We start from the raw sequence: 10815 nt of genomic DNA on the forward strand, positions 1-10815 counted from the left end.
CATGACCCAGTACGGATTCTTCTTCGACCAAGGACGCTGCTACGGCTGCAAAGCCTGTTCGGTGGCCTGCAAGGACTGGTACGACATCGCACCCGGCCCCGAGAAGTGGATGAGCGTTTACATGTGGGAGAAAAACGCGTTCCCGCTCACGTCCATCGGCATCCTGGCCTTCAGCTGCGGCCATTGCGACAACCCCGTGTGCGTTTCCGCCTGCGAGCATGGCGCGATCTTCAAAGAGGAGAAGTACGGCGCCGTGCTGGTTGACCAGGAGAAGTGCCAGGGCGATCGCAACTGCTTCCAGGCATGCCCCTACGGCGCCCCGAAGTTCGCGAGCGACGAGCCCGGCACCAAGATGAGCAAATGCACCATGTGCATCGACCGGTTGGAGAAAGGCCAGCTGCCCCTGTGCGTGGCCTCCTGCCCCATGCGCGCGTTGGACTTCGGCCCCATCGACGAGCTGGTGGAGAAGTACGGCGACGTGCGCAAGATCGAGACCATGCCCGATCCCGAGACGACCATGCCCAACTGGGTCGCCAAGGCGAACCCGCCCAAGGAGCAGCTCATTCCCTACGACGCGGACAAGGCCGTCCGGCTCACCAAGCGCCGCACTGCAACCGACGACGTGTACGCCGGCGGCTGCAACAGCGTCACGGAGTTCGACACCGACGTCGCGTGCATCCGCGAGCTGCGCATGAAAAACGCCACCGTGGCCGAGGTCATGGCCGCCACGTCGAGCGACCAGGGCTAACGTCCGCAAACCATCATTTTGGGATGCGCGTCGACCGAGTTCGCACGCGCATCCCGATTCTTGCCGAATACATGCGATTGGGGGAAACCATGGAATCGGTCTTTCACCATGTTGGGATCTACTGCCGCGATATCGAGGAGTCCATCGCGTTCTACGAGGACGTGCTCGGATGCAGGCTGCTGTTCAAGTCGGACGCCCTGGAGGGCGACAAGCCGCTCAAGATGGCATGGGCCAGGAGAGGGAACCTTGTCTTCGAGCTGCTGGAATGCGAGGACAAGTCCACCTGCGAGGCCGCCGCGAACTGCCTCAACCATGTGGCGCTGCGCGTGGACGACATGGACGGCTTCGTCGCGCATCTAGGCGAGAAGGGCGTTGCCGTCGAGGCGGGCCCGTTCGATCCGCCCTTGGAGTTCGACCGCCCTTTGACAGGCGGCGACTCCGACGTGTTCGCCGTTTGCGGCGATGCGGGATCGCAGCTGAGGATCATGTTCTTCCGCGGCCCCGGAGGGGAGCGCTTCGAAGCCGTGCAGGACAACATCGAAGCGCTGTAAGCCGAAGGGGCTGCATCAAATCGCCGCTTCACTGGTCTTGTAGGGCAAGGGCTCTGCCCTTGCCGCTCAACTAGCAACGTTTCCGCAGGTCGACGGCAAGGGCAGAGCCCTTGCCCTGCGGGGCGACCTCGGAGGGCGTGCGTTTAACGGCTTTTGATACAGCCCTTTCCGGACAAAGAACCCGCTTTGCAGACGATAAAGGAGGAGGTGCCTTATGAGCACCAGCAAGAAATACCGGAACTGGGCGCTGATCGCCATTGCCATGCTCCTGTTCGGAACGGCAATCGCGACGATCCAGTTCAAGGTCCCCGTCGTCATGGGCGACATCATGGCGAACATGAATATGGATGCAAGCTCCGCTTCGTGGCTCATGTCCATCTTCACGTTCGTGGGCATTATCCTGGCGCTTCCCACGGGCGCGCTCGCGAAGAAGTTCGGCCCGAAGACCATGCTGCTCGCTGCTGCCGCGATCATCGCCGCTGGCTCGTTGCTGGGCGCCTTCGCGGGCAACGGCATGGTTCTCATCGTCTCCCGCGCCATCGAGGGAGTGGCGTTCATCTTCGTGACCATTTGCGGCCCTCTGGCCGTGCAGAAGTACGTCGCGCCCGACAAGATCGGCTCCGCAACGGGCATCTGGGCGCTCTGGGTCTGCCTCGGTTCGGTTGTCGGCGGCGTGCTGACCCCCACGCTGTACGCTTCCACCGGTTTCGTGGGCGTGTGGGTGATCTACGCCGTCGCGGCCGTGGTGCTCGCCGTCGTGGTTGCCGTGATCGTCAAGAATCCCGGCGAGGCGCTCGAAAGCGCCGCGGACGCCCCTGCGGAAGGGAAGGTCGGCTACGGCGAGCTCGTGAAGCCGAACATCCTGCTGTTCTTCGCAGCCTTCCTCGTCTTCAACATGACGCTGATGGCCGTGTTGAGCTTCGGTCCCACCTTCCTGCAGCAGCAGGGCGTCGACCCGACGCTGTCCGGCTTCGTGAGCACGCTTCCCATGCTGCTCGCCGTCATCTCGTCTCCGCTGTTCGGCGCCCTGTCCGACAAGCTGGGCCGCTGCAAGCCGCTGTACCTGGCCGCGATGTTCGTCATGGGCCCCTGCACGCTGCTCCTGCTCACCCAGACCGGTCCTTTGATGTGGGTCGGCGCCATCGTCATGGGCCTCGTCGGCTTGGGAGGCCCGGTCATGTGCCTGACGTCGTACATCAACGTCCTGGGCCGCCCCGAGCTCATGTCCATCGGCATGGGCGTGCTCATGCTGGTCCAGAGCCTCGGCCAGTTCTTGGGCACGTGGCTGGTGCCCCTGCTGCTCGGCCCCGACGTGTCCGCGTGGATGTTCACCGGCATCGTGATGTGCGCGATCGGCTTCGCCGGCACCGCCGCCCTCGCCTTGTGCAAGTTCAAATAGGAAAGGGAGCTCGGACGAGTTCTCGCCATGGCTCGAGCGCCACTCCCCGTACGGCGCGGCGCTCGAGCCAGATACGAAAAGGAGTGATAGCCATGTGCTTCAGACCCGCCGACGCATCAGTCGATGCAGGCTCGAACAAATGCCCCGAGTGCGGCCAAGATATCCAGGTGCTGACCGGCATCGCCTTGAAGAAGTGCCCGCACTGCAAGTGCGACCTCGTTCCCTACTTGAAGGGCGAGAAGCCGATTCCCGCAGCCCCTCCCATCCCTAGGGCCGCCACCCCCGCAGCCCCGAAAGCTCCCGAGGCCCCGAAGGCCTGAGGGCCCCTGCGATTCGAAGGCGCTTTGCGACTCGGTTGCGGAACCTCGTTCGATCCTTCGCTCCTCCCCCCGTTCGCCGCGCCTTTCTTCGTACGCGACCGCGTCGAGCCGGGATGCGCTCAGGCAGGGGGCTGTTCGCGGTATGGTAGACTGAGCGGGTAGATGACCGGAGGCGCGCTAAGAGGCGGCGACAATGCGCTATTACATCGACGGATACAATGTGACGAAACGAGACCCCTCCACGCGGAACCTCTCGATCGAGGAGCAGCGCGATGCGCTCGAGCGCCGTCTGCGCATCGATGCGGGACGTGCGCTGGGCAGGGCTTCCTATACGATCGTATGGGACGGCGCGGGCGGCGAGGGCGTCGTTCGGGAGCCCGATCTCCATGTCGCTTTCACACGCAAGCCGACCGCCGACGACGCCATCGTCGAGCGCGTTCGCGGGGCGAAAGAGCGCGTCGGCGTGGTGACGTCCGACCGCGGGCTCGCCGAACGCTGCCGCGCGGTCGCCCTTCACGGAGTGGACGTGCTGCCCTCGGAGCGGCTGTTCGCGCAGGCGAGCGGCGCGGCCAAGAAACGCAAAGGCGCTCCCCTTCCCCGCGACGTCGGCATTCCCGCGAACGCGAACGAGATCAACCGCGAACTGAAGAAGATCTGGGGCATCGAGGACTGAGGGCGGCGCCGCCGGGCCGCGAACGACGACAAACGCTCGAAGCCGATGGCCGGCCGCATACCGTCGACGAATCGTTGCGCTCGCCCGCGTCCGTGTTCGCACCGTGACTTAGAGTAACTCAAAGTCACGTCAGGGCGGCCGGATGCGTGCCGATTCCCCTACGAAACGTGCGGCGCGCGCCGCAAGCGTCTATGCTGGCCGCATAGACGGCGAAGCGGAAGGCGGGCGGTGCCATGAACATCGGATACGCGTCGAAGACGCTCGGGTTCCCCGAGGGACGCATGCGCTCTTTGGCCATGCGGAACGCGAGCGACGAGCGGTTGTCCGAGCTCATCCACGGCAACCTATCGGCGTTGGAGGCCGTCGTCGCCTACTGCGGCGCGAACGGCATCCGCTTGTTCCGCATCGGCTCTGATGTCATCCCCTTCGGATCGAGCCCGGCGAACCGCTTGGACTGGGCGCGCATGTTCGGCGAACGGCTAGCCGCTATCGGAGCGCTGGCCGTGGAAAACAAGGTGCGGCTCAGCATGCATCCGGGACAGTACACGGTGCTGAACTCGCCGGACGACGACGTCGTGCGGCGCGCCGTGGACGATCTGGCCTACCATGCGGCCTTCCTCGACGCGCTGGGCACGGGCCCCGAGGCGAAGGTCGTCTTGCACGTTGGCGGCGCCTACGGCGACAAGCGCGCCGCTCTGGCGCGTTTCGTCGCCCGCTGCGGAGAACTCGACGCGAACGTGCTCCGGCGCCTGGTCGTGGAGAATGACGACCGCCTGTTCACCGCCGAGGACGCGCTGGCGGCGAGCGAGGCCTGCGGCATTCCGATGGTGTTCGACGTGCTCCACCATCGCCTGAACCGCAGCCCGGACGGACCGAGCGAGCTCGAGCTGATCGACGCGGCGGCGCGCACGTGGAGTACGCAAGACGGCCCGCAGAAGGTGCATTACGCGCAGCAGGCGCCGGGCAGAAGGCTCGGCAGCCACACCGACACCATCGATCTCGACGCCTTCCTCGCCTTCGCCGCTTCGCTCGAAGAGCGCGCACCCGACGTGATGCTGGAGGTGAAGGACAAGAACGTCTCGGCGCTGAAATGCTTGAACGCGCTCGACCCGGCTGGGAGGATGGCGGCGCTGGAACATGCGTGGGCGGCGTACAAGTACAGCGTGCTCGAGCGTGACCAAAAGGCGTATCAGCAGGTGAGAAACTTGCTGAAGGACAAGGACGCCTATCCGGTGCGGGAATTCTACCGCTTGGTGGACGGCGCCCTCGCCTGCCAGCCCACGACGGGCAGCGGGCGCAACGCGGCCCAGCACGTGTGGGGCTACGTGTCGAGGCACGCCACCACGCGCGAGCGCGCCTCGTTTGAGCGGCTTATGGAACGATACGAGGACGGGAAGGCCGATCTGGCGGCAGTGAAGCGGCGGCTGGCGGCACTGGCCGAGCGGTACGACCAGAAGTACCTTCTACACTCGTATTACTTCGACCTTTGATACCTCGGCCTGACACGCCATGAACTCGTCTCTTAAGACGGCAACGTGCTTTTACGTAGCGAGCGCGGCAAGAAAACCATACGATTACAGGAACCGTTGAGGGCTTACGTGCGGCCCCGCCCGGTGCTATAGTGAACCCAAGCAGAACCTGACAAGGAGGGTTCTGGATACAAGGAGGCACGCCAATGGGATACTCGATCTCTTTGCTGTGCTTTGTAGGTGCCGCGTTCTGCGTTTCGCTCATACGGCGCCTTGCCTAAGTACAGCGCGCAAAAAGGCCGGTCCGCGAAGGATCGGCCTTTTCTTTAAGCGGCCGTCAACAGGCCGGCTCCGTCTCGGCCGCAATCTTTCCCCCACCGTCCGTCCTTGCGAAACGCGTCGCGCGCATGCGCTACGATGCGATCTCCGCGCAATCGAAGGAGGATTCATGGCTGGCAGAAAAGGAGCCATCGCATTCGGCCTCGTGTACATCCCGGTGGAGCTGTTCGCCGCCACGCAAGACGACGCCGTGCGGTTCAACCAATTGGCCAAGGACAGCATGCAGCGCGTGCGCTACGTGAAAACATGTCCCGACTGCAAGCGCGAGCTGGGGCCGGAAGACATCGTGAAGGGGTACCAGTACGAAAAAGGGAAGTACGTGGTGGTGAGCGACGAGGAGCTCGACGCCATCAAAACGGAAGCCGACCGCGCTATGAAGATCGTGCAGTTCACCGATCTCTCCGACGTGTCGCCCATCTACTTCGAAAAGCCCTACCAGGTGGTGGCCCAGCCCGGCGGCGAGAAGCCGCTCGAGCTTCTGCGCCTGGCCATGGTCGACGAGGGCAAGATCGCCATCGGCACCACGGTGCTGGGCAACTCCGAAACGCCCATCGCGCTCATCCCCTACGAGGACGACCTCGTCATGATGACGCTGCACTACCAAAGCGAGGTAAAAGACATCCCGAAGGCCCAGCAGCATCCCGACATCGAGGACGCCGAGCTCGACATGGCGAAGCGCCTCGTGGAAAGCATGGACGCGCCGTTCGACCCCGCCCGCTTCAAAAACACGTACCAAGAAAAGCTCATGGGCCTCATCCAAGACAAGGTCGCCGGCAAGCAGATCGCAGCCGAGAAGCCCGCCGCGCAACCCGCCAACATCATCAACCTCATGGACGCCCTGGCCGCGAGCCTCAAGGAACGCACCGGCGAAGACGTACCCAAGGAAAAGGCGGCAAGCCGCAAGCCCCCGGCGAAGCGCCCTCCTTCTCGCAAGAAAGCGGCCTCGTAACGGGCGAACCGCCCCGTATCGGGCACGCGGCAGAGCCTATTCGCCCGGCACGGCCTTGTCGGGGCGCAGCTTCCTGGCCAAGGCCACGGAGGCGAAGCCCAGGGCGATGCCCAGCACGGCGCCCACGGCGATGTCGCTGGGGAAGTGGACGTACAGGTAGATGCGCGAGAACGCGATGAGGCACGCCACGATCACGGCCGCCACCTTCGCCGCAGTGACCGCGCGCCCTCTTTCGGGCAAACAGCAGAGCGCCGTCGCGGCCGCGAACGACACCATCGAGTGGTTCGAAGGGAACGAGGAGCCGGTGGGCGCGGGTATGAGCAGGCCCATGAAACCCGCGGCCTCGAACGGCCGCGTGCGCCCGAACAGGGGCTTGAGCACGAGCGCGCCCACGGCGGCGGCCAGCACGACGGCCAAGAGCACGGCCAGGCCGTACGTGCGCCGCTTCGGCTGCGCCAAGAGCACGGCGGCGGCCAGCAGCCAGACGAGGGCCAAATCGCCCAAGTGCGTGACGAGGGGCATGACCGCGTCGAGGAAGGGGTTGCGCCACGAGCTTTGGATGGCGTCGAGGATGGCGAAATCCATGCGAGGCCGCCTAGTCGCGCACCGCGCGGTGCGCACCGCGCGACCCTGCGCTGCCCGTGAGCGCGGACAGGAGCCCCGTGCAGCCGGCAAGCACGTCGTCGTAGGTCGTGGCGAAATCGCCCGTCCACCAAGGGTCGGCCACGTCGCGGTCCTCTCCGGCGTATTCCAGCAGCTTGCGCACTTTGCCCTTCCCCGCCCGGCCCAGCTGGCGCCTCGCGTCGCGCACGTTGGCCTCGTCCATGACGACGACCACATCCCAGTCTTCGGCGTCCTCGTCGCGCAGCCGGCGCGCGACCTTGCCGTCGCACGCTATACCCCGGGATTCCAGCACCTCGCGCGTGCCCGGATGCACGGGGCTGCCGATGACGTCGTCGTGCGTGGCGGCCGACGCGATGCGGAACCGGTCGGCCATGCCCCGGCGCTCGGCCAGATCCTTCATCACGAACTCGGCCATGGGCGAGCGGCATATGTTGCCATGGCACACGAACAGGATGCGCACAGGGTCGCTCATCGCACGTCCCCTTCCCCGTCCGGCTCGACGATCTCCTGGTAGCGCTCGTACAGCTCGGGTACCGTCTTCTTCATGCTCACCGGCTTGAACGTGGCCGCGTCCACCAGGCAATGCGTGCTGCGCCCCGTGGCGAGCGGCTTGTCGTGGTCGAGATCCTGCCCTTCGCGGAACACCTCGTAGGCGTACACGGTCTTGGTGGGGCGCGCCGACACGACGCGCGTGCGCACGACGGCCGTATCGCCGTAGCGCAGGGGCTCTCCGTAGTCGCACTCCATATGGGTGACCGGCGACATGAAGCCGGCCTGCTCGATGCGCTCGTAAGGGTATCCCACGGCCTCGAGGAACGCGGTGCGCGCATCCTCGAAGTACAGCAGGTAGTTGGCATGGTAGACCACGCCCATCATGTCCGTCTCGCCGTAGCGTATGGTTATTGGCGTGCAAACCCGCATGGCCGCGCTCACGCCCCTTTCCTTTTTGGTACCATGGTCCTATGGGCAATATCGTATCGTATATCCAGGAAAATCAGCGAACGTTCGCGGAATCACCGTTCAATCCCGTCGACAGCCTCGTGTTCTCCACGCTTTGCTATTTCAACTACGAAGCGAGCGGGCTCGTGGATCCGTCGTCGCCCGAGCGCGTGCTCCTGCACGACGTGGTGGCGCTGGCCGATTGGCGCGCGCTCACGTGCGCGAGCTGGTTGGAGGACGCCAAGGACACGCGCGCCTTCCTGCACGCGGTCATGGCGAGCCGGCGTTTGCGCGACGTGGCGCTGGCCTTCTACGCCAACGAGCGCTCGAGCGCGGTGGAGAAGCAGTTCTCGGCCACCACGTTCCTCGTGCCGGGCGCCGCCGGCGCGGACGGCCCGCTGGCCTGCCTGGCGTTCCGCGGCACCGACGGCAGCTTCGCCGGCTGGAAGGAGGACTTCAACCTGTGCTTCAAAGACGTCATCCCCTCCCAGCGCGCGGCGGCGGCCTACCTTTCGGGCGTCGCGTCGGCCGTGGAGGGCCCGCTCGCAACCACGGGCCACTCGAAGGGCGGCAACCTTGCCGAGTTCGCGGCGCTCGCAGCCGATGATAGCGCCTTCGCGCGCCTCGCGGGCGTCTACAACCACGACGGCCCGTCCTTCCTCGACGACCCCTCGCCCCGCATGCGCGACGCGCGGTTCGCCGCGCTGCTGAACAAGACGGTCCCCGAGTCCTCCGCGTTCGGCATGATACTGGAGCGCCGCGCCGACTACCGCGTCGTGCGGTCCTCGGCGCTGTCGGTGTTCCAGCACGAGCCGTTCTCCTGGCAAGTGGAGGGGTGCGACTTCGTGTACCAGGAGGCGCTCAACCCCTCCGCCGTGTTCTTCGACGAGGCGCTCGACACCTGGCTGCGCGGCAAGACGCCCCGGGAACGCGAGCGTTTCGTCGACACCATCTACGAGCTGTTCGCCTCGACGGAGGCCGGCACGTGGGCCGAGTTCCAGGAGAACCTGTTCGCCAACACGCGGCGGATGCTGGGGTCGGGCACGAAGCTGGACGCCGAGACGCGAAGCTTCATCTGGCAGACGCTCGGCAGCCTGGGCGGCATACTGAAAGACGAGACCGTCAAACGCTTCAAGCCCGCGCCGCCCACGTGGCTGCCGCGCCGGCGCGAGGCCTACGACCGGAAAGGACGAAAGCAATGAGCGAGGTATCGGCAGCGGGCGGCGTTTGCGGAAGCGCCGGGTCGAAGGCGTCGTACGGTCGCCTCACCGCGCGCATGGCGTGGCAGCTGGCCGCGCCGCACACGTGGCCGGCGGCCATCTTGCCCGTGCTCGTGGCCGTCGCGGCCGCGTCCGCCACGAGCGGCACCGTATCGGTGACGATGGCGTGCACGCTGCTGGTGATCTGCGTGCTCATGCAGTCCGCCGTGAACACGTTCAACGACTACTACGACTTCGTGAAGGGCGCGGACTCCGCCGACGACAACGTGGAGGCCTCCGACGCCGTGCTGGTGTACAACAACGTGAACCCCCGCTCGGCGCTCGCGCTGGCCGTGGGCTTCCTGGTCGCCGCGTTCGCGCTCGGCGTCTACGTCATTTTGGCGGCAGGCTGGATACCGCTCGCCATCGGCGCGGTGGGCGCGGTCATCGTGGTGCTGTACTCGGCGGGCAAGACGCCCATCTCCTACCTGCCCATCGGCGAGATCGTGAGCGGGTTCGTCATGGGCGGCCTCATCCCGCTCGCCAGCTATCAGGCGCTCACGGGAGCCTTCGACGTTCGCGCGCTTTTGTGGGCCGTGCCCACCGTCTTGGGCGTGGGGCTCATCATGTTCACGAACAACACCTGCGACGTGGAGAAGGACGTCGAGGCCGGCCGCCGCACGCTGTCGGTGCTGCTCGGCCGCGAGCGCGCACGGAAGCTGTACCACGGCGCGGTGTACACGTGGGTCGTCGCCATCGTGGCGCTGGTGGCCGCGTTCTTCACGAACGGGCTCGTGGTGATGCCCTTCATGCTGTTGGCCGCCTACCCGCTGCTGAACGCGCTGTTGAAGAACCCGCTCGCCCCTCCCGCCCGCGTGGGCGCCATGGCGCAGATATGCAGCGTGAACATCGCCCTCGGCGCGTTCTACGCCGCCGCGATCTTCGCGAGCGGCGTGACGCTGGCCGTGTAGCACCGTACGCCCTTCCCGTCGCGCCGGCTTGTCGGTTGGGCGGCGGTGGGAGGCCCGAGCAGCAAGGAGAGAACTATGGAGATCGTCCGTCTGGCACTGGGAACCCTGCTTTTGGCGGCATCCGCCGTCGTGGCCGTGCAGTTGTGGAACGGCCGCTGGCAGTTCCTGATCGCCCGGCCGATGCAGACGAAGAAGGGGGTGTTCTTCCCCGAAGGCACCCGCAAGGCGGGGCAGCGCGTTTCCTGGGCCATGGTGGCCTTCGCCGCCGCGATGGCCACGCAGGTGTCGTTCGGCATGGCCGAGATGAGCGGCGACGCGACCCTTGCGCAGATCGCCTTCGTGCTCAACCTCGTGGCGCTTGCAGCCTGGTGCGCGTTCGTGCTCTGGGCCGTGCTCGCCCACGGCAGGTCCCATGGGCGCCCGTACTTCGGCGACGGCTTCGTGCGCCTGCCCGTCACCTTGCTGGTAGGCTGCGTCGTGCTCACCGCCTCGTCGTACCTGTTCTCCTGATCGGCCGCGACGTCGCGGTATCGCGCGCCGGAAACCGCGACGTTCCGCGCCGCTCATCGCTTCGCGACGCCTCCCTGCGCCCGCTCCGCGTGCTCGGGAGTGCAACAGTCCACTGGACTGTTGC

At 65.9% G+C, this 10815-nt stretch carries 13 protein-coding genes; 10 read left to right on the plus strand and 3 right to left on the minus strand.

What is annotated here, in order from left to right; translation table 11 throughout:
* Window position 1 precedes the first annotated feature (1 nt).
* The 7 genes from HCH03_RS12800 (at window position 2) to HCH03_RS12830 (ending at window position 6448) form a co-directional block, all read left to right on the plus strand.
* On the plus strand, window positions 2–748 hold the full coding sequence (locus HCH03_RS12800; protein ID WP_221689803.1) for a 4Fe-4S dicluster domain-containing protein: 747 nt from the start codon (window positions 2–4) through the stop codon (window positions 746–748).
* A gap of 89 nt (window positions 749–837) precedes the next feature.
* Window positions 838–1299 (plus strand): VOC family protein, encoded by a 462-nt coding sequence (locus HCH03_RS12805; protein ID WP_221689804.1) that lies wholly within the window; start codon window positions 838–840, stop codon window positions 1297–1299.
* 214 nt (window positions 1300–1513) lie between these two features.
* A complete protein-coding gene (locus tag HCH03_RS12810; RefSeq protein WP_221689805.1) occupies window positions 1514–2698 on the plus strand; it encodes an MFS transporter in 1185 nt (394 codons plus the stop codon).
* A gap of 92 nt (window positions 2699–2790) precedes the next feature.
* Entirely contained in the window at window positions 2791–3018 is a 228-nt protein-coding gene (locus HCH03_RS12815) for a hypothetical protein (protein WP_221689806.1), read from the plus strand.
* Between the two features lie 193 nt (window positions 3019–3211).
* Entirely contained in the window at window positions 3212–3691 is a 480-nt protein-coding gene (locus HCH03_RS12820) for an NYN domain-containing protein (protein ID WP_221689807.1), read from the plus strand.
* A 233-nt stretch (window positions 3692–3924) separates the two neighbouring features.
* Window positions 3925–5181, plus strand: a complete 1257-nt coding sequence (uvsE, locus tag HCH03_RS12825; RefSeq protein WP_221689808.1) for a UV DNA damage repair endonuclease UvsE — start codon at window positions 3925–3927, stop codon at window positions 5179–5181.
* A 427-nt stretch (window positions 5182–5608) separates the two neighbouring features.
* On the plus strand, window positions 5609–6448 hold the full coding sequence (locus HCH03_RS12830; RefSeq protein ID WP_221689809.1) for a Ku protein: 840 nt from the start codon (window positions 5609–5611) through the stop codon (window positions 6446–6448).
* A 36-nt stretch (window positions 6449–6484) separates the two neighbouring features.
* Here the strand turns inward: HCH03_RS12830 and HCH03_RS12835 are convergent, their stop codons facing one another.
* From HCH03_RS12835 to HCH03_RS12845, 3 genes are read right to left on the minus strand one after another with little or no spacing between them, the layout of a single operon-like run.
* On the minus strand, window positions 6485–7033 hold the full coding sequence (locus HCH03_RS12835) for a phosphatase PAP2 family protein (RefSeq protein ID WP_221689810.1): 549 nt from the start codon (window positions 7031–7033) through the stop codon (window positions 6485–6487).
* Between the two features lie 10 nt (window positions 7034–7043).
* Window positions 7044–7544, minus strand: coding sequence for a low molecular weight protein-tyrosine-phosphatase (locus HCH03_RS12840; protein WP_221689811.1), 501 nt, complete (start codon window positions 7542–7544; stop codon window positions 7044–7046).
* A complete protein-coding gene (locus tag HCH03_RS12845; RefSeq protein ID WP_368042455.1) occupies window positions 7541–8005 on the minus strand; it encodes an acyl-CoA thioesterase in 465 nt (154 codons plus the stop codon). The genes HCH03_RS12840 and HCH03_RS12845 overlap by 4 nt, the downstream gene beginning before the upstream one ends.
* Before the next feature lie 29 nt (window positions 8006–8034).
* Between HCH03_RS12845 and HCH03_RS12850 the strand changes: the two genes are divergently transcribed.
* The 3 genes from HCH03_RS12850 to HCH03_RS12860 all read left to right on the plus strand — a co-directional run bounded on the left by HCH03_RS12850 (window position 8035) and on the right by HCH03_RS12860 (window position 10691).
* Window positions 8035–9213: an Mbeg1-like protein gene (locus HCH03_RS12850; RefSeq protein ID WP_221689812.1), complete on the plus strand. Its 1179-nt coding sequence runs from the start codon at window positions 8035–8037 to the stop codon at window positions 9211–9213.
* Window positions 9210–10181, plus strand: coding sequence for a prenyltransferase (locus HCH03_RS12855; protein ID WP_438821629.1), 972 nt, complete (start codon window positions 9210–9212; stop codon window positions 10179–10181). Before HCH03_RS12850 ends, HCH03_RS12855 begins: the two co-directional genes overlap by 4 nt.
* A gap of 75 nt (window positions 10182–10256) precedes the next feature.
* Window positions 10257–10691, plus strand: a complete 435-nt coding sequence (locus HCH03_RS12860) for a lipocalin (protein ID WP_221689813.1) — start codon at window positions 10257–10259, stop codon at window positions 10689–10691.
* Window positions 10692–10815 lie beyond the last annotated feature (124 nt).

Origin of the sequence: Gordonibacter massiliensis (ex Traore et al. 2017) (genome assembly GCF_019731765.1) — a bacterium.
GTDB lineage: Bacteria > Actinomycetota > Coriobacteriia > Coriobacteriales > Eggerthellaceae > Gordonibacter > Gordonibacter massiliensis.

Bases quoted from the DNA above. Each gene is read 5' to 3' on its own strand.
- HCH03_RS12800 (WP_221689803.1), top strand. From the start codon at position 2: ATGACCCAGTACGGATTCTTCTTCGACCAAGGACGCTGCTACGGCTGC.
- HCH03_RS12805 (WP_221689804.1), top strand. From the start codon at position 838: ATGGAATCGGTCTTTCACCATGTTGGGATCTACTGCCGCGATATCGAG.
- HCH03_RS12810 (WP_221689805.1), top strand. From the start codon at position 1,514: ATGAGCACCAGCAAGAAATACCGGAACTGGGCGCTGATCGCCATTGCC.
- HCH03_RS12815 (WP_221689806.1), top strand. From the start codon at position 2,791: ATGTGCTTCAGACCCGCCGACGCATCAGTCGATGCAGGCTCGAACAAA.
- HCH03_RS12820 (WP_221689807.1), top strand. From the start codon at position 3,212: ATGCGCTATTACATCGACGGATACAATGTGACGAAACGAGACCCCTCC.
- uvsE (WP_221689808.1), top strand. From the start codon at position 3,925: ATGAACATCGGATACGCGTCGAAGACGCTCGGGTTCCCCGAGGGACGC.
- HCH03_RS12830 (WP_221689809.1), top strand. From the start codon at position 5,609: ATGGCTGGCAGAAAAGGAGCCATCGCATTCGGCCTCGTGTACATCCCG.
- HCH03_RS12835 (WP_221689810.1), bottom strand. From the start codon at position 7,033: ATGGATTTCGCCATCCTCGACGCCATCCAAAGCTCGTGGCGCAACCCC.
- HCH03_RS12840 (WP_221689811.1), bottom strand. From the start codon at position 7,544: ATGAGCGACCCTGTGCGCATCCTGTTCGTGTGCCATGGCAACATATGC.
- HCH03_RS12850 (WP_221689812.1), top strand. From the start codon at position 8,035: ATGGGCAATATCGTATCGTATATCCAGGAAAATCAGCGAACGTTCGCG.
- HCH03_RS12855 (WP_438821629.1), top strand. From the start codon at position 9,210: ATGAGCGAGGTATCGGCAGCGGGCGGCGTTTGCGGAAGCGCCGGGTCG.
- HCH03_RS12860 (WP_221689813.1), top strand. From the start codon at position 10,257: ATGGAGATCGTCCGTCTGGCACTGGGAACCCTGCTTTTGGCGGCATCC.